Genomic DNA, 20,883 nt, shown 5'->3' on the forward strand with positions numbered 1-20,883 from the left:
AAAGCTTGCTTCATAAAGTCCATGACGCGGCGCCGGACTTTAAGCTTGCCCGTCACGCATATAAAGATTCGCTTACGTGAACACTACGCGAACCAAAGCGTGTTTTCGCTAAAGAGGACGAAGCATTTTTTAGCGCGCACTCGTGGACGACGCGCCTCGCAAGGCTTACCGCCTGATAAAACGGTCGCCACTATTTCTTCTGACGAATTAAAAAACCGCCAGCTTCGCGGCTATTATTCCCATTCATGCTTCTTGCGAAATAGAGCCTCAACTCTGCGCCGAAAGTGCCGTTAGTACTCGAAGCGACAGGACTTTTCCTGCGCAGAAAGTCTTAGCCGGAGGTCAAGAAGGCTGCCATGCGGCAGGACCTGCATCGCCCCACCCCGGAATGAAACGGAAAAGAAAGGCTCGATATGCCTGCGGCCTCCCGAACCAATCGACAGCTGTTCAGAACGACATGGCCCTTCGTGGCCGTGGTGGTCTCGTTGCTCACGCTCGTGGCGACGAGCCTTTCGATCATGTCGTCGGTGCGCGCGTATATCGGTGGCGAAAGCACTTGGTCGAAAGGCCAGAAAGACGCCGTGTTCTATCTCATCCGCTACGCGCAAACGGGCGACGAAGAGGCATATCGGCAGTATGAAAGCTCGATCGCAATCCCGCTCAATTTGAAGCGCGCGCGGCTCGCGCTCGACCGTGCTCATCCCGATGTCGAAACGGCGCGCGCCGCGCTGCTTGAAAGCGGCGTCTATCCCGCGGATGTCGGTTCGGTGATCTGGGTCTTTCGCACGTTTCGCCGCGCGAGTTACTTCGAGCAGGCCGTCGGCTACTGGACGAGCGGCGATCTTTACGTCGAACGGTTGACCGTCGCCGCGCGCGAGTTGCGCACGGCAAAGGCGGCGGGCGTTTCGGCGCGCAATGAAGTGGACTATTTGACGGGCGAAGTGTGGAACATCAACGCGTCCATCGCGCCAATCTCGCGCGCTTTCGCCGATGTTCTCGGTGCCGCGTTCCGGCAAACCGCGCTGCTTTTGTTCGTCTTGAATCTGCTGGTCGCCGTCATTCTGGTGTCGCTGTCGGTGTGGTACGCGCGGCGCTTCATCACCGGACGCATCGCCACCGAAAACGCCTTGCGTCGAAGCGAGGCACGCGCAAAAGCGACACTCGGGTCGATTGGCGAAGCGGTCATTTCAGTCGGCCCGATGGGACTGGTCGAGTTCATCAATCCCGCCGCCGAACGCCTGCTTTGCCGCGAGGCCGCCGCTTGCGTGAAGCGCCCGCTCACGGATCTCGTAACCATCGTCAGGGAATGGGACAGACGGCCTGTCGATCTCATCGAGAAGGCGCTGCGCGGCGCGGATCGCGAAGAACCGGGCGGCGATCTCATTCTGACTAACGTGCATGGCGTCGAAACCGTCGTGCAGGCCATTACGTCGCTCGTGCACGATACGTCCGAAACGATCACCGGCGTCGTGCTGCTCTTGCGCAACATGACGCGCGAGCGCGAGTACGTGTCGAGCCTTTCGTGGCAGGCATCGCACGATGGCTTGACGGGGCTGCTCAACCGCACGGAATTCGAACGGCGTCTCGCGGCATCGCTCGATCCGCAAGCGGACAGCGCAACCGAACGCGCCTGCATGCTGATGATGCTCGATCTCGATCAGTTCAAAGTCGTCAACGACACCTACGGTCACGCAGCCGGCGACACCATGCTGCGCGAAGTGGCCGCGCTCATCAAAAAATGTCTGCGCGACGAAGATTCGCTCGCGCGTCTGGGCGGCGACGAATTCGCCGCGCTCATGTTCGACTGCCACGAAAACCACGCCTTGCAGATCGCCGAACGTCTGCGCAGCGAAATAGCCGCTTTCGAGTGGTCGTGCGAGACGCACACGTTATCGACGAGCGTGAGCATCGGCCTCGTCGATCTCAAGGGACTCGATGTCGAAACCGCCATGCGATTCGGCGATATTGCCTGCTATCTCGCGAAGGAACGCGGACGCGATCGCGTTCATCTCGCGCTGCGCGGCGACGCGGAACTCACGCGCCATGCAAGCGCGATGTCGTGGTGCGGGCGCATCAAGGACGCGCTCGCCAACAATCGCTTTTGCCTCTACGCGCAAGAGATTCGGGCGATTGCGCCCGAGCACTGCGAGTCGCATCCACGGCATGTGGAAGTGCTGCTGCGCATGGTGGGCGAAGGCGGCAAGATCATTCCGCCGAACTTCTTCATGCCAGCGGCCGAGCGCTATGGCCTCATGTCCGCCATCGATCGATGGGTCGTGCGCGCCGTGTTCGCGGTGCTCGCGAAGACCGGAAATCACGAGGGCGTGCAGTACGCGATCAATCTTTCGGGCGCCTCCATTGGCGACGAGCGCTTCCTGCAGTTCTTGAACGATCAGTTCGCGGTCAGCCATATCGCGCCTTCGTCGATCTGCTTCGAAGTGACGGAAACGACGGCCGTGGCCAACCTCGCGACGGCCGCGCGTTTTATCCGCGAACTCAAGAGCCGCGGCTGCAAGTTCTCGCTCGACGACTTCGGCGCGGGCATGTCCTCGTTCGGTTATTTGAAGCATCTTCCGGTCGACTACATCAAGATCGACGGAGGATTCATTAAGGACATGTTGAAGGATGCCGTTAACCGAGACATGGTGGCGGCAATCAACGATATCGGCCATTCGATGGGACGCTTGACCATTGCGGAATACGTCGAGAGCGAAGCGATCTTGCGCGCACTCGCCGCGATGGGCGTCGATTTCGTTCAGGGCTTTCACGTCGGCCGCCCGGCTCTCTGGGCGCAGAACGTCGAGTTCCTTGCGATCAACTAGGAGGAGTTTTGGATCCCACTTTTCAGCGGGTTGGTGACCTCAAGGACATTGCCAGCTATCCGGCATGGCTCGCGGATGTCCTGGCTGAAACACATGCGGCCAAGCAACGGGTCGTCGACCATCCCATTTTCGCGGCGATGCGTGAAGCGCGTCTTGAACCGCGTCAGGCCGAAGCGTTCCTCGTGAACGGCTGGCCGGTCGTCGAGCAGTTTCCGCAATACATGGCGATGAATCTGCAGAAGGTGCGCTATGGACATTCGCGCGGCGAAGATCTGGCGCGTCGCTATCTGACGCGCAACATTCGCGTCGAGCAAAACCATGCGGATTATTGGGTCGATTGGGCCGCGGCTCACGATGTCAGCAAGCGCGCGTTGATGAAGGGCAATGGCCCGTCGCTCGCTTATGCGCTCAGCCACTGGTGCTGGAAAAGCAGTAGCACGGATGCGCTGGCTGCGAGCATCGCCGCGACGAATTTCGCTATCGAAGGCGTCACGGGCGAATGGTCCACGCTGGTTTGCAGCACCGATACCTACGCAATGAGCTTTGCGCCTTCGATGCGTCGCAAGGCGATGCGCTGGCTCACCCTGCACGCCCATTACGACGATGCGCATCCGTGGGAAGCGCTGGAGATCGTGGCGACGTTGCTCGGCAATGCACCGGGCGTCGATGAAGTGCATGCGGTCAAGCGCAGCATCGAGATGAGTTACGAGTATTTCAAGGTGAGCCTCGACTGCTGTTTTTGAGGCTTGCTTTCCTTTGTGGTGCTCCGGTTCCGCAGGCGCTGCCTGAGCGGTTCGGATGCGCTCGGCCGTAATCCGAACCGAATCTGGAACAGCAGAATGAAGATCAAATTGATGGCATGTGCAGCAATGGCGGCGCTTTGCGCGACAGGTGCACACGCACAGGCCGCCGGGGATATTCAGCTCAACGCCGGCTGGATGCATTTCGCGCCGCAGGATTCGAGCGATCCGTTCAACATCTCGGCGCTCGGACAATCGATGACATCGCCGGGCGCGGGCGCTTCCGTCAGTAACTCGGACACGCTCGGACTCACGGCGGCTTACTTCTTCACCGATCACATTGCGGTCGAGGGAGTCGCCGGCGTGGCGCCGAAATTTCATCTCGATGGCAAGGGCACCCTCGGACGCCTGGGCGAACTCGGCACGGCGCGCGAGTGGAGTCCTACCCTCTTGCTGAAGTACTACTTCATGAGCGCGCAGAGCAAATTCCGGCCTTATGTCGGCGCGGGCGCGTCTTATGTGTGGTTCTCGGATGTAAAGCTCAGTTCGGCGATGTCAAATGGCGCGTTTCTTTACTCGCCGCAGTTTGGAACCGCGCTGACTGGACCGACGACTGCGCATATCAGCAGTTCGTTTGCGCCGGTGGTGAATGCGGGCTTTGCCTATAACTTCACGCAGCATTGGTCGGCGGCGTTTTCGGTGTCTTATATGTGGCTGTCGGCACGAGCGACGTTGACGACGAATTCAGCGGTGGGGACGGTGCGGAGTGAATCGAAGATCAAGCTCGATCCGATCGTGACGTTTCTTTCGGTGGGGTATCGGTTTTGATGGGTTGTTGTTTTTCGAGTTTGATGTTGTGTTGGTTGATGGCGTATGCGCGGGTGGCGATTTGGCGACGGGGTGAGTGCGTTGTTGCTGTTCGTGGATATGGTTGACGCTTCGGTTAGGGACTTTGATTCTTCGTGGGTCAAATTGGGTTCGGCGGGTGCTAGGGTATGAGCGGCGGTTTATCAGCGTCGCGCAAGGGCTTTGTATTGCGACGAACTTTTTGAATAAACCCGATGCGTGTGTCGCTGTTGGTGTCCAACTTTCCGAAGGACCGAGGCGCGAGTCGGCGAGAGTTTTGGTTGTTTTGTTGAACCGCAGATGTGTTGGTTCGCCGATCAGCGGTTGCTAATTCGCGTCGGAGCTCATACGAGGCGTCTTGCGCATTCTCAAATTTAAGTACGAAAAGCGTATTGTTTGATACGTCGAATTGAAATCAAGCGCTTGCATGTTGTTTTGCGTTCAGGTTTTGCCAAGTCGGCTAGTTCTGACCGGCCAAAAGCTGCATAGTTGCGTGAAACAACTTGCATTCATACGCTTAACTAACTGATTTAAAACGAATAATTTGAATTCACAGGGAGACGACATTGTTTCACGGTCGCGACTGTGCGCGCTTGCAGATGCATCGATATCTCAGCATTTCTTCAAGCGATTTTGGACTGCAAAGCTGTTTAATGGTCGAGAGTTAAACCGGTTTGGAGGCTTTCGCGGCACTCTCTGCTGCGTAGAGCTCATGACGCCTGATCGTGATCATCGTTTAACCCGACTACGCGTGCAAAAGCATTCCGCGATGCGAGTCTCGGTCTGGTGTTGTTCGTCGATCGACGGCTAGCCAGGCCTTTGTTAAGAGGCCTTTCTTCCTCTGCAGGATCATGCCTTAGTCGCCGACTAGCCGCTGCCTAGCTTCGTTCCTTTTAACCATCGACTGGCCATTACAGACTCAGCGAATGTGGCATGCGTCTCGCGCTTCCCCCAGCAGCGTTACAACGATATGCGAAGCTGTGCAAAGGTAGTTGGCGACTCGGCGCAAAGCCGCTGGATGCCATCTGTCATCGAATGCTAAATCTGCCAGTCGCTTTCTGCCTTGCTGTTTCACGAAGGTGCGGCGGTATTTGGTCTCTCTGATGCGGTGAAGCATTCATGGTCCCCGCCGTGATGCTGCGGCATACCTGAGGTGCCGTCTAAGCTCGCGCCATGGAAGTAGCCGTGCGTGTCAAATTCGGTGCGCATACAGGCGAGTCGATTCATAGTGTTTCTTAGCTGCCTTATTCGGCGAGGGGCGTGGAGGTTAAAGACACTCGAACCCAGCCAACCAAATGCGGCTGCTCTTTGCCGCCCCTCCCCTCTTCTCGAGCGCAACTCAAGTTGCGCGGCGTATTGCGTCATTAACTTAGTTTTACGGAGATAGCGTCGATATTGCTGTTATGCACATAGTTGCGATTGCACGCTTGGACTTCCTTCACTTTTGGCCAGTTGGAGCGGACAGAGCGCAGATTGAATGCGCCTGGGGCTTGCGTTCGGACACGCTTCGACTCAGTCAGCGCCGAGGAAATTGGTCTCCAACGCAGCGCTTGAGTTTAATTGTCCAGTCACTTACACAGCGCCGAAGTAAGTCCGAGCAGTCCACTCGCCTGAATATACGTACTCCCTTTGGATGAGCATTCATCCCCAACGTCATTCGACACATATCATCATCGACTTTTAAATGCGCTCTCTGCATTAACGTCTCGGCTACACGACCATGCAAACGTCATCTCGAAAGCCTGCTCTCGAGTTCCGGAGTCGTTGTTGTCCCGTGGGAGGACCGCGTCCAGTTTTGGCAAATTCACCGAGTACACGGCAGTGTCGGCATCGTTGTGATCGATTGTTAAGTCTCTGCGGGCAGGACGACCGACAGTTAGGGAGGTGGACTCAATCAGACGGCAACTGGGAGTCCAAGGCACTTAGGCAGCATTCGTCAGCGACAGGTATCCGACCTCACTGCCTCATGTACTCAAAAAAAGCAGCGGCGCTTAAGGAATGCGATTTTAAACGCGGATGGGAAATTACCGCCGCGCGAATGAACAAAATCCGACCACAGAAGGTTTCGCTGCCATATCTGTTTATCGCCCGGCGATGCCGGGACGCTTGCGCTAGATGAAAGCCAGGCCGACGCATACCCATCAGCCTTACTCAACGAACCCTGAGCAGCGCCGTGATTTCACATGCCGTGACATGCACTGGATTGCGTGAGTCACCTGTTGTTTCGCGTGCGCGATCCGGTGATTAATAGCCGTCGAAACTCGGGAAGAATCTGCGAGCATCAGGAAAGCCACCGTCAAAGTCGCGCAAGAAGATGACCATGCATGCCTCTTGGACGAAAGAACCCTACAAGCCCATGTTCGCGTGTCCGAATTCGGACACTAATTCACCCCGAACTGGTCGGCGTATCGCGCTATTTTGCTGCGTCCGTTCATGCGTTGCAGAAGCCTCAAGATCAGCTTATCAACTTCTCTCGCTGCCTGTCCGAATTCGGACACCCAAGGTCGGGCGCCTCAAGAGCGCTCATTCGATCCTCGCCCGTGGTGCGGAATCATCGGCGTGCAGCTGCACCCCATAACGGTCGGAGCGCTATCGCCTAAAGTTATGCATACACGCAATGTCAATGCTTCGAGATTTTGCGAGCGTGGCGTCATCCGTCCGGCACCGTAGATTGTGTCTTCGCGATGACGCGCGATCGTGGACTGGCACGTGTGTCTCGATCTGCAAACTTCGTTCGCGGACGAAACTGTCCGAATTCGGACAGTCATGAGAAGCGCGGGCAAGGTGAGAGGAGTGTGCTGCACGTTAACTAAAGCGCTCGCTAGAATTGCTCATTAGTTGTTGCTTCGTACCAGCGAAACGGCGCCTCGTACCGGTGGTGTGCAGGTCTCTTCAACTCGAATTTGCTTAAAGTATTGTTGGACAGCAGAGTGTTTGCGAGCGTCCACATCGATGCCGGCAGGGTAGCGGAGGAAAACCACGTCAGGCGTCACGCTAATGCTCGCTAAGCCGGCAGCGTCAGTCGAGATATTTTGTCGCGCGGAAACAGAGAGATCTATCTCGCTTGTACATTCATCGCACGACGGCGAGTAACCTTTCCGCACTCATCGCGAGAAATTGTTAGAACCTCCGTGCTCTTACGCGTCGACAATGCGCAAGAAGCACATGAGACTGCGAAGCGAAAATCGCCGCACCCGACCGAGTGTGACCCGCTTGCAAAAAATGACTTCGTACGCTGAAGTGCGCACGCGTATTCCGAACACTGTCCGAATTCGCACACTTCGATGCGACTTTGGAATGGCTCCCGCTAAAGTAAAAGCTTCGTGCGAAAAAAAACCCGCCAGCGGCGGGCTAAAGAGACTCAAATTATCACTCCGACCGGATCGAAAACATTTTCCCAATATGTTCCCTAAGCTGACTTTCCTGTTCCTCGGTCATCACACCAGACTTGAACTTAAACGTAAGTCCCTTGACGTCTTTGGTAATGCTTCCAGCCTGAACCTTCCCCGCGAAAATCTTCAAAATGCTTCTTCCGCCAGCATCCGTGGAAGAACCACGCTGCCCCGCCTGCGCGCTCAAACTAGCCGCGAGCTTTGTTTGGACTAGATCACCCGACACAACCTGCGGCCACAACTCTTCGAGGGCTCGCACTCCAGATTCACCGGTCTTCTTGAGCGCATTAACCGTATCTTGTGCCGATGAAGCACCCAACACCGCCGGATTCAAATCAAGGTCACGCTTCACAAAATCCGGCAGATCGTCATAGGCCAGAAAACGATATAGGTCGCTACGCGAGATACCCATCGCTTGCGCGAGTCGGGTTCGATTAGGAAACTCAGCTTCAGCCCGTCGAATCGAGATTGCGATCTCATAATCGGAAAGATCATCTCGCGTGACATTTTCCATCAGCGCAAGCGCCGCCATGTCTTGATCCGAACACTCGATCACGACCGCCCTGATGTTCTCGCGATTGATCAGCTTGTGAGCGCGAAGCCGCCGCTCGCCCGCAACCAACTGAAACCCATCACCCAAACGACGGACGGTAACAGCCTGCAGCAAGCCGACCTCATCAATCGAACGTGCTAGCTCCGAGAGCTTGGCTTCGTTGAACTGCCGTCGAGGCTGCCAGGGATTCGGTACGATCTCACTCACCGGAATCTCAGTCTCGACGCCCTTCCCCTCCAACTCCTGAATCCGAAGTTGGGCCGCCGCCAAGGCACTCGTAATTCCCGGCATGGTTTGCGGACCGCGCGCCGACTTGTCCTTCTTCGTCTCGCCTTTGAAGTCTGCCGGCTTCGGCAAGTTGGCCGTCTTGGCCATGAGTTGTTCTCTGATGTTATTGCTCATGCCGACTCCTTCCAGGATTTGACGAACATGTCATCTAGCCACTTGGCATACTGCATCATCGGCTGACGAACACGCTGAAGCGACTTGGCGATCGAGTGCGTGCTCACTACATCGAGCGCAGTCGAAAAGGACAAAGCTCCTCCACTCATGACAGAACTTGCCGGGATCTCGAACGGATCGAGCCACCGTCCATACGCACTCTGTGCCCACTGACGAACGACCGGAGCTGAAGACGTCTTCCCGTAATCGACCTTGGACAACAAGATCGAAATGAAGTCATAGACCTTGTCTTCCTCATAGGGCAGAAAGTCTTCCGCGACATCGGAGAACAGACGCCAAAATGCGAGCGAACTGATGAAGTCGAGGTTCTCGGGAATCATCGGCATGACAAGCGCATCCGCTGCGAGCAACGCGTTCAGATTCATATACGAGAGCGACGGCGACGTATCGATCAGTATGTAGTCATACTGCGCCTTCAAAGGCTCAAGACCTTCACGGAGGACCGCCCAAAAGCGATATCCCTGAATCGTCTTCTGACGCGCGGGCAGCAAGAACTCCGCGCCATAGAGGAACGTGTGACCTGGAATGATGTCGAGTCCATCCCAATAGGTCGACTGAACGCTTGCGCCCAGACCGCCTTCGACATTCTGGTCATATATGTAGGGGAGCACGGTGTCGTCTCCGGAGATTTCTTTCTCGGCGTAGAGTCCGCAAAGCTCGGAAGCCGATGCTTGCGGATCCAAGTCAACGAGCAGTACCTTACGTCCCAACAGCGTCAATGCCTGCGCGAGACATACAGTCGTCGTCGTCTTAGCAGAGCCGCCTTTGAGCTGTGCAGTCGTCAGCACTTTCCCTCGGAAATCGCTTTCGCCATCCGCGAGACGAGTCTGATAGATATCGGACGCCATCTTCACCCACAGACGAACCTCGGGCAGCGTGAACGTACGGCTGCGGCCGTTGCCGTTGAGCGTGCCTTGCGGCAAGCCGCCTTCGCCCTTGGTTACAAGATATTGAATCTGCTGCCGCGTTAGATTGCACATCTCCGCAAGCTCGCCGATCGTGTAATACGGCGCAAGTTTACGCGGACGAGGCGCTAGGATCTGTTCGCGAAGATTGTCCGAGAAGGGGTCGAGGTTATCGGCGAACTCCGCGACTTCGCGAAGCGTGACCCTGCGGTCTTCCATCGGTAGGGTGCCTACGTTGGCCATTCTGCGCTTCCTCCTAGTTTTGATGTCGAAGCGCAGAATACACGATAACGCGTAAACAAGGTTGTAGCGAAAATCGGAGCTAATCGCACACAGACACACGCACGGTCTAACTCCTTGTTTATTAGCGACTTATTGTCGCCGAAGACGCGTCAAACTTTGTCGCCAATGCCTACTATTGACCAATGACGCCCGCACACATCGTCCACCTTAGAACGGCTGCACAAAAACCACCCCGGGGTCGTTTTTTGTGCAACACGACTTAATCAATGATTTCAAGGACTTATATATCAAAATTCGAAGATCCCTATTTTCCGCGAGATCCGGTTTGTTCTGTTCTTTTGTAAACTTTAACCGGCAAACCTACAAACAGAGACCGAAAAACCGTTTCGAATCAGCGATCACCCCTGTGGATAGGGACGCTTTTTGTGCTGTACAGGGCGGTTTTTGTGCGCGATAGGCCGGAAAATGTGAACGACAGGGCGGAAATTGTGGGCGGTGGGGCGGAAATTGGGCAAGCCGTCCGACGGTCGGGGCGCTTTTTGTGCGGATCGCTTCGCACGCAACCGGGGTGGTTTTTGTGTTGACACGCCTTTGTTGCCTGATAGAGTGCCGGGGAATTGAACCGAACCAAACGCATGCAAGCTCAGGACCTCACCGCTACGCCGCAGCAACTCGCCTTGGACATCTACGAAGACATGTCCTCGCAAGGCTCGGCTATTTGCGAGTCCACGAGGGACATAGGCTTTCTGCGCAACAACATTTTCACGCGGGTCGGTGGCCTCGGCATCGCCGCACGCCGCGTGCTGGACGCCGCCTACTTCATCGTGGCCACCAAGGCGCCCGATGAACTGATCGACGACAAGGTCTACACCTTCACAGCCGACATCAACTACTTCAAGTGGCTGATGCGCTACGACAGCCGCAACCATAGCCACCTGATCGCGCAAATGCGCTCGGCGGCACGGGCGCGGGTCGAAATCATGACGGCGCCGTCTATCGAAGAACTCACCGAGAAGGATTCGTGGGGCACCATCAGTCTGCTCGGCGACTGCTATATCGAGCGCAACGTCGTTTGCATTCTGCTGGCAGGGCGCGTCATCAAGTACCTGATCAGCCCGTACAAAGCGCATTGGCTGAGCTTGCGCGCATCGACGGCATTTTCATTGTCGCTTGCGCGCGCCATCTACGACCGTCTGATTCCCTGCGAAGGGCACGGCGTGACCGAATGGTTTCCGTTCTCGGAAGTGATCGAGTGGCCCGGCAAGGTCGGCGAATCGCGAAAAGAGGTAAAGGAGTTCAAGAAGCGCTTTCTCGAACCCGCCATCGATCAGCTCAATGAAGTATCTGATTTCGATGTCAGCTGGGAACCCAATGCGGAACGCGTATCGGGCGACAAGCTGAAGATTCGTTTTCGCTTCACGAAGAAGCAGGGCGCCGATGCAGCCCGAGCCGGCATTCAGGACTCGATGTATCTCGTGCTCCACAACGAATTCGCCTTCGACACCCCCGACTTCGAGCGCCTCGCGAGCCGCCGCGACCTCTGGACCGACGAGCGTCTTCAGCAAGCTATCGAATACACGCGTTTCAAGCTGAACGAAGGCAAGGTCACGGTCAGTCCGCGCGGCTATCTGTTCAAGGCGCTCGAGGGCAATTACCGGATCGGCGAGGCGGATCGCAAGATGGCGTCGATCAAGGCGAAGCAACTCGAAGACGACAAGAAGACGCGCCGCGATCACACCGACGCGCAAGCGCAGCTCGAAGCCAGCATCCAGGCTCAGAACGACACGGCCCGCGCGAAGATGGGCGAAGAGACGAAGGCGGGCCGCGAGTTTTTCGAAGCCGCCGATGCGCCGCTGCGGCGGGAACTGTGTCAGTCGTTCGTGAGTCAACTGATTCCGCAGCGTCTCATCGAGAAGCAGGGCGTCTCGCGTGAAACCCTGAGCGCCGACAATATCCTCACCGTCAATCGCGTGGTCGCGGATGCATTCTGCTCGCACGTTTTCAACAAGATGAAGAAGGTCAGAGCGGGCTTGAAGCCAGCGTGACCGATGCCAGCGGGACAGCGCTCCCGCGTCTCAACAGGAAGCTGTATGCCCGCGAATCAGGATAGCGTCAGCATGGCGCTCTTTTGCGACTTCGAAAACGTCGCGCTCGGCGTGCGCGACGCGAAGTACGAAAAGTTCGACATCAAGCCCGTGCTCGAACGATTGCTCCTCAAAGGCAGCATCGTCGTGAAGAAGGCTTATTGCGACTGGGATCGCTACAAGGGCTTCAAGTCCGCGATGCACGAGGCAAGTTTCGAGCTGATCGAGATTCCGCACGTGCGGCAGTCGGGCAAGAATTCAGCCGATATCCGGCTCGTCGTCGATGCGCTCGACCTTTGCTACACGAAGTCGCACGTCGATACGTTCGTCATCATCAGCGGCGACTCGGACTTCTCGCCCCTCGTCTCGAAGTTGCGCGAGAACGCGAAGAAGGTGATCGGCGTGGGGGTGAAAAACTCGACCTCCGACTTGCTCGTCGCCAATTGCGACGAATTCATTTTCTACGACGACCTCGTGCGCGAGCAGCAGCGCGCGCTCGCCAAACGCGAGGCGAACGTGGCAACCAAGCGTCCCGCCGATGCCGACCGGCAGCCGAAGCAAGAGCCCGACGCGCGCAAGTCGCAGGCGGTCGCGATCGCCGTGGAGACGTTCGAGGCGCTGGTGTCTGAGCGAGGCGAGGGCGAAAAGATTTGGGCGTCGGTGCTCAAGAGCGCGATCAAGCGTCGCAAGCCGGGGTTCAGCGAATCGCATTATGGCTTTCGCGCGTTTGGGAATCTGCTCGACGAGGCGCGTTCGCGCGGTCTGCTGGAAGTCGGTCGCGATGACAAGTCCGGCTCTTTTGTCTTTCGTGCGGCCCAGACGGTGAGCGCGGATGCGGGGCAGGGAGAAGCGGTGGTGGCATCGGTGGCGGAGCCTCAGGGCAATCAGCGCCGACGCGATAAGCGTGGCGGCCGTAAGGACAAGCAGCATGCCGTTGCAGAGGCCGTGCAAACTTCGGCCGATGACGACGCATTCGAAGTCGTGGATGAATTCACGGAGCATACCCGCGAAGACGCGCAATATCCCGCGCAAGAGTCGGCCGACAACGACGCGCTCGCAATTGCCGACGAACCCTCGGGCCACCATTTGCGTGGACGTGGCAGGCGGAATGATCGCCGGGGATCGCAGCGTCCTGCGCCCGAATTCGCACGCGCTTTGGCTGACGACGACACGTTCGAAGTTGCGGGCCACGCAGTCGTACCCGGCGATCACGATAGTCGCGAAGACGCGTCGGAGCGCTTGCAAGCGTCGCCTGACAACGACGCGTCCGCACTGGCCGACGAACCCACGGGCTATCCACGCGGGCGGGGCAAGCGAAATGGCCGAAGAGACGCGCAGCGTCGCGCATCGAGTGATAACGACGCGTCTGAAGTCACCGACGAACCCGCCGCGCCGATCAACCAGGAACCCACCGCTGCATCTCACACCGAGAAGAAGCCCTCAGCGAGCCGACGCGGCGGGCGAAAGACCGCTGCAAAGAAGGCCGCTGCCGAAAGCGCTGCCGCGTCCTCGGATACAGGCGTTTTCGTGCAGCCTGGCGATGCAACCGACATTCCGAAGCCCGCAAAAAAAGCGCGCAAAACGACGTCACGCACGAGCCGGTCGCGCAAAGCCACCACGCCAACCGACGAGCAGTAAGCAACCTCAGTCGAGACGGAGTCGTTTCAGCACACGACTTCGTCGATGACCACTTCAATCGCTCTCGAAGCCCAGTCGATGAGCGCTGACGGCAAGCGCCGCGAGTTCATCGAAAGCAACGCAATCAACACCGCGAGCACGATGAGGGGAATGACGAAACGCTTCATCGTTTTGTCGCCCCGATTTTATTCGGGCGGCACTTGCGCAACGAGACGCGCACCGCCAACGAACACGACGAATAGACTGACGTTCGCATTCATCGTCGAGATACACGAAGGGCTCTTTCAAGCGCGAAGTGACGCGCGATGGATTCCGGTCGCGCAATGAAAGCGTGAATCGAAGGCGGCTTCCTTCCCGCCGAAACTGATTCGGATGACGAAGAAATAAATCATGCGTCCATCCGTACAATGATTTTCGATAGGGCTGCGGCAACAAACCGAGTGCACGTTTCAACGTCATTTTCACGAACTTGTTGTAATCTAGAATTTCGTTCACCGCTCTGTCATCAGCAGGAAAAAGACGGCGGCACGACGCACTTCGAAACCATGTCCATGTATGCCGAGTGGAGGAAGCCATGGAGTCAGCCGTTGACGTTTATGCAGGGTTCGAGATTTCCGTGCGCGCCAAGCGCAACGAGCGCGAAGCGTGGGTCGCGGATATCGACGTTCGTCGCGATGGCGCGTCCGTCATCGACGAATGGCCGCAGACCACGCAGCCGGAATGGCGCACCGTCGAAGAAGCGCTACGCGACGGCATAGAGTGGGCGCGTCGCACCATCCGGCATCGCTTTCTCAACGATCCTTCCCACTCCGACGTAGCCGAGCGCGAGCGCGCGCAAACCTGGTTCAACGACGAACTCGAGCATCGGCCCGGAGCGGTCGTGGTGCGCGTCGGTTGAAGCCGCTTCGCCTACGACAACATCATTCCTTGCAATCGAATAGAACAGATGCCCAACGAGATTCCGGAATCGCAAGCTGTCTGTAACCCCATTTCGCGCAGCGCGATCTTTATCGTCGCCACGGTGGCGCACGGACGCGAGCACGGCGACACCGTGCGCTCCTGGTGCGGCGATATCGCCGCGCTGGTCCGCGCAGTTGGCACGCGAGCTCCAACCGCGAATCTCTCTTGCGTGTGCGGCTTCGGCTCCGACATTTGGGACTCGCTGTTCGGCTCGCCACGCCCGGCCGCGCTGCATCCGTTCCGCGAGTTCGGTTCGGGTGAGCGGCGCGCCATGTCCACGCCCGGCGACATTCTGCTGCATATCCGCGCGGACCACATGGACCTGTGCTTCGAGCTTGCCGCGCAAATGCTCGAGGCACTCGGCGATGCCGTTACCGTCGTCGATGAAGTGCACGGCTTTCGTTACTTCGATCTGCGCGATATGGTCGGCTTCGTGGATGGCACCGAAAATCCATCGGGCCGCGCGGCGCAGCACTTCGCGATCATCGGTGAGGAAGATGCGGAATTTGCGGGCGGCAGCTATGTGATCGTGCAAAAGTATCTGCACAAGATGGCCGCTTGGAACGCGCTGACGGTAGAGCAGCAGGAGAAGATCATCGGCCGCAAGAAGCTGTCCGATATCGAACTCGACGCAGCCGTGAAACCCTCGTGCTCGCACAGTTCGCTCACCACGCTCGATGAAAACGGCCAGGAAGTGAAAATCCTGCGTCACAACATGGCCTTCGGACGGCCCGGCGCGGGCGAATTCGGCACGTATTTCATCGGCTATGCGCGTTCGCCCGCGCCCACCGAGCAGATGATGGAGAACATGTTCGTCGGCAGGCCGCCCGGCAACTACGACCGGCTGCTCGACTTCAGTCGGGCCGTCACGGGCGGCTTGTTCTTCGTACCGTCGGCCGACTTGCTCGAAGCACTCGCCGACCGCGATCCCGCCGCGCAACCCGCGCCCGCATCGTCATCGTCGTCTTCTTCCGATGCAACGCCGAGCCGTGCGGACGGCTCACTGAACATCGGTTCACTCAAAGGACAGTCCTGACATGAATAACCTGCATCGCGAGCTCGCGCCCATTTCGAGCGCGGCATGGTCGCAAATCGAAGCGGAAGTGGCGCGCACCTTCAAGCGCTCGCTTGCCGGCCGGCGCGTGGTGGATGTGAAAGGTCCCGGCGGTGTCGATCTTTCGGGCGTGGGAACGGGACATCAGACGGCGATTGCATCGCCTGCCAAGGGCGTAAGCGCGAAGCGTTACGACGTGAGGACGCTCATCGAACTGACGGTGCCTTTCACGTTGCAGCGCGAATCGATCGACAGCGTCGAGCGCGGTTCGAACGACGGCGACTGGCAGCCCGCGAAGACGGCGGCGAGCGAACTGGCTATCGCCGAAGACAGCGCCGTTTTCGATGGTTTCCGCGCGGCGGACATCACGGGCATCCGCGAAGGATCGTCCAACGACGCGACGACACTCCCTGCCGACGTAAGCGACTATCCGCGTGCCATTAGCGAGTCGCTCGAAAAATTGCGGCTTGCGGGCGTGGACGGTCCGTACACGGTGCTGCTAGGCGCGGATGCCTACACGGCGCTCGCCGAAGCCAGCGATCAGGGCTATCCGGTGATCCAGCATATCAAGCGCATAGTGGATGGCGATCTCATTTGGGCGCCGGCCATCAAAGGCGGCTGCGTGCTTTCCACGCGCGGTGGCGACTACGAACTGCATCTCGGGCAGGACCTCTCCATAGGCTATACCAGCCATACGGACACGACCGTGCAACTTTATCTGCGCGAAACGCTAACCTTCCTGATGCTGACGAGCGAGGCGTCGGTGGCAGTGGTCGCTGCATCGGCTTAAAGCGCGGGCCACGCCTTACCTCTCAGGTAATCGACGCACGGCACGGCGCACGCGAAGATGTCTTCACCTCATCAAACGGGAGACATTCGAATGACCGCATACGCCGTGGGCCAACTGCACGAAGTCGAGATGTGCGCGGATATCGTTCAATATCTGGAAGCGATCGATGCGACGCTCGCGCCTTTCGACGGTCACTTCATCATTCACGGTGAACGCCCGGAAATGCGCGAGGGAGAGTGGAGGGGCGATCTCATCGTGATCGCCTTTCCCGATCTCGCGCAAGTGCGCGCCTGGTACGAATCCGACGCTTATCAACGCATCCTGCCGCTACGCACGAAGCACGCGAGCAGCGCGGTGTTCTTCATCGATGGCGTGGATAGGGATCACAAAGCGACCGACATCCTGACTTAACCCGACAGCGGCCGCTCGGGTTCCAGGGCTGCGCCGCCCAGAATGGACGTTGCATCGGCGCGCGCGTGGTTGAGTTGCACGAGGCTCGCCTGACGCGCGGCGAGCGCATCGCGATGCGCTATTGCAGTGAGAATGGCCTTGTGCCGCGGCAGCGACAGCGCATGCGTGTTCGGATGCCGGCTCGTCAGCTTGATCGATTCCGACAGCGCGAGCGACAGCATATTGCCGATATACGCGAGCATGTCGTTGTGCGTCGCGGACATGATCGCGCGATGAAAATACAGATCCGGTTCGAGCAGCTCTTCGGCGGTCTGCGCGGCTTCCATGCTCTTATATGCCGCGCCGATACGCTCGATATCCTCGTTCGTTGCAGAGATGGCGGCGAGCGCGGCAGCGGCAGGCTCGATGATCTGCCGCACCGTCATCAGCGAACGAAAGAACTCGCCTTCACGGAGATTGCCGACGGTCCAGACGAGCACATCGGGATCGAGCATGTGCCATTCGTCGCGCGCACGCACCACGCTGCCCACGCGCGGCTTCGAGACGACGAGTCCCTTCGCCACCAGCACGCGCGTGGCTTCACGCAGCACGGGACGGCTCACGCCATAGGTTTCGCAGAGCGCGGGCTCGGCAGGCAGACGTTGTCCCGGCGCGAACACGCCGCTCACGATCTGCATGCCGAGTTCCTGCACGATCCGTCCGTGCATGCTCTTGCGTTTCGCCGGGTTCCGGTAGTCCATATCGATCCGGCCGATGTCCTGAAGTCGCGCCCGTTGCGCCCGTTGCGTCCGCTACGCGGTGGTCGCACGCATCGCGCGATATTCCCGCCGCACGATTTCCATCAGCTCCGCCACCGACGTATTCGCGCTCCGCTGCTCATACGTCACGCGTCCGCGTTGCATCAGGATGATGCGATCGGCGATATCGAGCGTCTGCGCGTAGTTGTGCATGATCATGATGATCGACAGGCCGCCTTTCTCCTTCAGACGCAAGACGAGATCGATGATGAGCGCAGCCTCGCGTGCGCCCATGGCGGCGAGCGGTTCGTCGAGCAACAGAATCTTCGCGTTGGAATTGACGGCGCGCGCCACCGCGATAGCTTGACGTTGGCCGCCCGAAAGACGCTCCACGGGCAGATCGACGGAAGGCACATGCACGCCGATATCGTCGAGACATTGCGCGGCGCGCTCGCGCATCTGCTTGTGATCGAGCAGACGAAACGGGCCCGGCTTCACGATCTCGCGATTCAGGAACATGTTGTGATAGATGCTCAGCGAATTCGCGAGCGCGAGATCCTGATACACACATTCGATACCGAGCGAACGCGCATGATCGACCGAGCGCAGCAAGGTTTCTTCACCGTGTATCTCGAGCTTGCCATCGGTCTGCTGATGGTAGCCCGTGAGTATCTTGACGAGCGTGGACTTGCCCGCGCCGTTGTCGCCCAGCACGCCAAGAATTTCGCCGGAGCCGAGCGAGAACGACACGCCATCGAGCGCCGTCACCGCGCCGAAGCGCTTGACGAGGTTGTCGCCGCGCAGCGCATAGCTCGCCGGGGCGGTTTGCGAAACATCGCTCATACCCGGCCTCCCTTGCGGCGAACGCGGCCGATATGGATGTTGAAGATCATCGCGGCGAGAATGGCGGCGCCCAGAATGATGTTGAACGTGAACGCGTTGATGCCGATGAGCGTAAAGCCATCGTTCAGAATGCCCAGCACGGCCGCGCCGATGAGCCCGCCCACGATGGTGCCCGAGCCGCCGGTCAGTGGCGTGCCGCCGATCACGGCCGCCGCGACGGCCAGAAACATGATCTGGTTGCCGCCTGCTTGCGGGTCGATGGACGTAATGCGGTAGCCCTCGAGAATGCCCGTGAAGCCCGCGAGCACTGCGGCGAGAACGAAGTTTCCGAGCCGCAAGCGGTTCACCTGAATTCCGGCCTCGCTCGCGCCAATGGCGTTCGCGCCGGCCGCCTGCGTATGCAGTCCCCATCGCGTATGACGTAACAGCACGTGCATGACGAAGCCTATCGCCACCGTCCAGATGATCTCGCTATAGCCCCATCCGCCCATCACGGCAGCGAAGCCCGGTTCGCCCGGCGTAGCCACCGGCGTGCCGCGTGAAAGCGTCAAGGTGATGCCGTTGATGAGAAACAGCGTGCCGAGCGTGGTGACGAATGAAGGCAGGCGCAGCCATACCGTCACCGCGCCATTCACGAAGCCGATGATCGCCGCCGCGACGAGTCCCGCGATCACCGCGAGCCACATGGGCGCGCCCGCGTCGTTGGCGAACACCATCATGAACGGCGCGAAGGCGAACACCATGCCCGCCGACAGATCGATGTCGCCGCCGATCATCAGCATCACTTCGCCGAACGCGATGATCGCCACCGGCGCGATGAACTGCGAGAGGTTGACGAGACTCGCGTTGCTCAACAGGAAGTCGTGATTGATGACCTGAAAGTACGCGCACAACAGCACGGCCACGAGCAGGATGCGCAACTCCGCCGCCCAGTTCGACAACAAGGCCCCGCGCGGCCGTGGAACGCGCGCGGGAGCTTGTGTCTTCTGCGGTTCGTTGACCGCGTTCATCATGATTTGATCGCGCCGTTCATCGGCACGATCTGCGGCTTGGTCGACTTGCCTTCATAGCGCGTCGACGTGTTGAGATACGGCTCGACCGTGCCCTTGGTGACGAACTTCAGGCCCGTGTTGATGTTGGCAGGCCCGACGAGTCCACCGGAAGCCAGGAACGTGAACGCTTCCACGACCGTATAAAAGCCCTGCACATAAGGCTGCTGGTCGATGGTGAAATCGAGGAAGCCTTCGTGAATTAGCTGAACGGTCTGGGGCAACAGATCGAAGCCGCCACCGTGCACGCCCTTCGACGGCAGGTTGGACTCCTTCATCACTTGCGCCACGCCTTGCGTGCTGCCTGCATCGACCGCGAACATGCCCTTCAGATCCTGATGGCCGAGATAAAACGCCTTGATCTTCGAAAGCTCTTCGTTGACCGTGGCGCCCGTGGCGACCGTCTGAACGTCGATCTTCTTGCCGGACTTCTTGATCGCGTCGCTCGCGCCATCGAGGCGCGGCTGGATGTTCAACTGTCCCGGCGTCGCGATGAAAAGCGCCACCAGGCCGCTGTCGACGAGACTCGCAATACGCTCGCCCATCTGATAGCCAGAGAGATACAAGTCCTGCCCGATGTACGCGAGGCGCGGGCTCGTCTTGCCGCGCGGCGCATCGGCGTTATAGGCGAACACGGCGATGCCCGCATCGAGGGCGGCCTGGATGGGCTTGTCGAAGGCGGTCGGATCGACGATAGGAACGGCGATGGCATCCGCCTTGGCCGCGATGGCGGAATTCACCGCGCGCACCATTTCGCCTGCATCCGAAGTGGCGGAGCCCGTCCACTGATAATCCATGCCGAGCAGCGAACAGGCGTCCTGAATGCCGTATTGCGTTGGCACGAAGAAAGGATTCGTGGTCACGTGATTGACGAACACGATCTTCCATTTCTTGTGCTGCGGAAATGCGGTTTCCGCGGCCTGCGCCGACGAGATCAATCCGCCCGCGCCGCCGGCCGCGCCGAGAAGCGACAGCGCTGCTCCCAGACCCGCACCCTGCATGAGGCCGCGACGGCCGTTGTTGATAGTGCTCTTGTTGTCTTCCGCGTCTTTTGAATCATGCGCCATGTCTTCCTCCTAGCCCTTTCTCGTTGGTCGATGGGTCGACTGATCGTCGATCATGTTCAGATAGTGAGTGGTGCGGGTTTGCGTCAAATGATGGGATGCTCGTGCAGCTCCGACGTTGTTCTATTTCTTCGATTCATCGCGCTCTCAGGTTCGGCGTGGTGAAGCTCGAAGCACTCGGTTTGCTTCGCTGCAGCATTGCCTCTCGCCGAATTAGCCAAACTATATGCAGCGTTCACGCACGTTTCGATTAGCGTTTTCCCGGTAAGATGAAGCGCAATAGTCATGCT

General features: G+C 58.7%; 16 protein-coding genes. 9 read left to right on the forward strand and 7 right to left on the reverse strand.

Translation table 11 applies throughout. The features are described from left to right. Positions 1 to 467: 467 nt before the first annotated feature. The 3 genes from NCT03_RS34185 (at position 468) to NCT03_RS21445 (ending at position 4,390) form a co-directional block, all read left to right on the forward strand. Entirely contained in the window at positions 468 to 2,822 is a 2,355-nt protein-coding gene (locus tag NCT03_RS34185) for an EAL domain-containing protein (RefSeq protein ID WP_244831055.1), read from the forward strand. Between the two features lie 8 nt (positions 2,823 to 2,830). Then, entirely contained in the window at positions 2,831 to 3,565 is a 735-nt protein-coding gene (locus tag NCT03_RS21440; protein ID WP_250493829.1) for an iron-containing redox enzyme family protein, read from the forward strand. Positions 3,566 to 3,667: 102 nt separating this feature from the next. Beyond that, complete coding sequence (locus NCT03_RS21445) at positions 3,668 to 4,390, forward strand: OmpW/AlkL family protein (RefSeq protein ID WP_409014804.1); 723 nt, start codon at positions 3,668 to 3,670, stop codon at positions 4,388 to 4,390. 3,387 nt (positions 4,391 to 7,777) lie between these two features. On the opposite strand, the gene NCT03_RS21450 is transcribed toward NCT03_RS21445, so the two are convergent. Continuing rightward, the gene (locus NCT03_RS21450) at positions 7,778 to 8,755 is read right to left on the reverse strand and encodes a ParB/RepB/Spo0J family partition protein (RefSeq protein WP_244831059.1); all 978 of its coding nucleotides are present in this window, start codon (positions 8,753 to 8,755) and stop codon (positions 7,778 to 7,780) included. Further along, the gene (locus tag NCT03_RS21455; protein ID WP_250494055.1) at positions 8,752 to 9,963 is read right to left on the reverse strand and encodes a ParA family protein; all 1,212 of its coding nucleotides are present in this window, start codon (positions 9,961 to 9,963) and stop codon (positions 8,752 to 8,754) included. Before NCT03_RS21455 ends, NCT03_RS21450 begins: the two co-directional genes overlap by 4 nt. 635 nt (positions 9,964 to 10,598) lie before the next feature. Between NCT03_RS21455 and NCT03_RS21460 the strand changes: the two genes are divergently transcribed. Next, complete coding sequence (locus NCT03_RS21460; protein ID WP_250467778.1) at positions 10,599 to 12,008, forward strand: replication initiation protein; 1,410 nt, start codon at positions 10,599 to 10,601, stop codon at positions 12,006 to 12,008. Positions 12,009 to 12,053: 45 nt separating this feature from the next. After that, positions 12,054 to 13,685, forward strand: coding sequence for an NYN domain-containing protein (locus tag NCT03_RS21465; protein ID WP_250493831.1), 1,632 nt, complete (start codon positions 12,054 to 12,056; stop codon positions 13,683 to 13,685). A 26-nt stretch (positions 13,686 to 13,711) separates the two neighbouring features. On the opposite strand, the gene NCT03_RS21470 is transcribed toward NCT03_RS21465, so the two are convergent. Beyond that, positions 13,712 to 13,852, reverse strand: a complete 141-nt coding sequence (locus NCT03_RS21470) for a hypothetical protein (RefSeq protein ID WP_250493832.1) — start codon at positions 13,850 to 13,852, stop codon at positions 13,712 to 13,714. A gap of 407 nt (positions 13,853 to 14,259) precedes the next feature. Between NCT03_RS21470 and NCT03_RS21475 the strand changes: the two genes are divergently transcribed. The 4 genes from NCT03_RS21475 to NCT03_RS21490 all read left to right on the forward strand — a co-directional run bounded on the left by NCT03_RS21475 (position 14,260) and on the right by NCT03_RS21490 (position 16,900). Then, positions 14,260 to 14,583, forward strand: a complete 324-nt coding sequence (locus NCT03_RS21475; RefSeq protein WP_250467782.1) for a DUF6566 family protein — start codon at positions 14,260 to 14,262, stop codon at positions 14,581 to 14,583. 48 nt (positions 14,584 to 14,631) lie between these two features. After that, positions 14,632 to 15,681, forward strand: a complete 1,050-nt coding sequence (locus NCT03_RS21480; RefSeq protein ID WP_250493833.1) for a Dyp-type peroxidase — start codon at positions 14,632 to 14,634, stop codon at positions 15,679 to 15,681. A 1-nt stretch (position 15,682) separates the two neighbouring features. Continuing rightward, on the forward strand, positions 15,683 to 16,489 hold the full coding sequence (locus tag NCT03_RS21485) for a family 1 encapsulin nanocompartment shell protein (protein ID WP_250493834.1): 807 nt from the start codon (positions 15,683 to 15,685) through the stop codon (positions 16,487 to 16,489). Between the two features lie 90 nt (positions 16,490 to 16,579). Then, positions 16,580 to 16,900 (forward strand): DUF1330 domain-containing protein, encoded by a 321-nt coding sequence (locus NCT03_RS21490; protein ID WP_250467785.1) that lies wholly within the window; start codon positions 16,580 to 16,582, stop codon positions 16,898 to 16,900. Here NCT03_RS21490 and NCT03_RS21495 read toward each other — a convergent pair. The 4 genes from NCT03_RS21495 to NCT03_RS21510 are packed head-to-tail and all read right to left on the reverse strand — an operon-like array spanning position 16,897 to position 20,596. Continuing rightward, positions 16,897 to 17,640 (reverse strand): FadR/GntR family transcriptional regulator, encoded by a 744-nt coding sequence (locus NCT03_RS21495; protein WP_244831068.1) that lies wholly within the window; start codon positions 17,638 to 17,640, stop codon positions 16,897 to 16,899. The two genes, NCT03_RS21490 and NCT03_RS21495, sit on opposite strands and share 4 nt — an antisense overlap. Before the next feature lie 51 nt (positions 17,641 to 17,691). Next, the gene (locus tag NCT03_RS21500; RefSeq protein ID WP_250493835.1) at positions 17,692 to 18,480 is read right to left on the reverse strand and encodes an ATP-binding cassette domain-containing protein; all 789 of its coding nucleotides are present in this window, start codon (positions 18,478 to 18,480) and stop codon (positions 17,692 to 17,694) included. Beyond that, positions 18,477 to 19,490 (reverse strand): ABC transporter permease, encoded by a 1,014-nt coding sequence (locus tag NCT03_RS21505; protein WP_244831930.1) that lies wholly within the window; start codon positions 19,488 to 19,490, stop codon positions 18,477 to 18,479. Before NCT03_RS21505 ends, NCT03_RS21500 begins: the two co-directional genes overlap by 4 nt. Further along, the gene (locus tag NCT03_RS21510; protein ID WP_244831070.1) at positions 19,490 to 20,596 is read right to left on the reverse strand and encodes a sugar ABC transporter substrate-binding protein; all 1,107 of its coding nucleotides are present in this window, start codon (positions 20,594 to 20,596) and stop codon (positions 19,490 to 19,492) included. The genes NCT03_RS21505 and NCT03_RS21510 overlap by 1 nt, the downstream gene beginning before the upstream one ends. Between the last annotated feature and the right edge of the window lie 287 nt (positions 20,597 to 20,883).

Source organism: Caballeronia sp. GAWG1-1, from assembly GCF_023631465.1.
Taxonomy (GTDB): domain Bacteria; phylum Pseudomonadota; class Gammaproteobacteria; order Burkholderiales; family Burkholderiaceae; genus Caballeronia.

Coding starts and splice junctions, on each gene's coding strand:
- NCT03_RS21450 (WP_244831059.1), bottom strand. CDS start 8,755: ATGAGCAATAACATCAGAGAACAACTCATGGCCAAGACGGCCAACTTG.
- NCT03_RS21455 (WP_250494055.1), bottom strand. CDS start 9,963: ATGGCCAACGTAGGCACCCTACCGATGGAAGACCGCAGGGTCACGCTT.
- NCT03_RS21460 (WP_250467778.1), top strand. CDS start 10,599: ATGCAAGCTCAGGACCTCACCGCTACGCCGCAGCAACTCGCCTTGGAC.
- NCT03_RS21465 (WP_250493831.1), top strand. CDS start 12,054: ATGCCCGCGAATCAGGATAGCGTCAGCATGGCGCTCTTTTGCGACTTC.
- NCT03_RS21470 (WP_250493832.1), bottom strand. CDS start 13,852: ATGAAGCGTTTCGTCATTCCCCTCATCGTGCTCGCGGTGTTGATTGCG.
- NCT03_RS21475 (WP_250467782.1), top strand. CDS start 14,260: ATGGAGTCAGCCGTTGACGTTTATGCAGGGTTCGAGATTTCCGTGCGC.
- NCT03_RS21480 (WP_250493833.1), top strand. CDS start 14,632: ATGCCCAACGAGATTCCGGAATCGCAAGCTGTCTGTAACCCCATTTCG.
- NCT03_RS21485 (WP_250493834.1), top strand. CDS start 15,683: ATGAATAACCTGCATCGCGAGCTCGCGCCCATTTCGAGCGCGGCATGG.
- NCT03_RS21490 (WP_250467785.1), top strand. CDS start 16,580: ATGACCGCATACGCCGTGGGCCAACTGCACGAAGTCGAGATGTGCGCG.
- NCT03_RS21495 (WP_244831068.1), bottom strand. CDS start 17,640: ATGGACTACCGGAACCCGGCGAAACGCAAGAGCATGCACGGACGGATC.
- NCT03_RS21500 (WP_250493835.1), bottom strand. CDS start 18,480: ATGAGCGATGTTTCGCAAACCGCCCCGGCGAGCTATGCGCTGCGCGGC.
- NCT03_RS21505 (WP_244831930.1), bottom strand. CDS start 19,490: ATGAACGCGGTCAACGAACCGCAGAAGACACAAGCTCCCGCGCGCGTT.
- NCT03_RS21510 (WP_244831070.1), bottom strand. CDS start 20,596: ATGGCGCATGATTCAAAAGACGCGGAAGACAACAAGAGCACTATCAAC.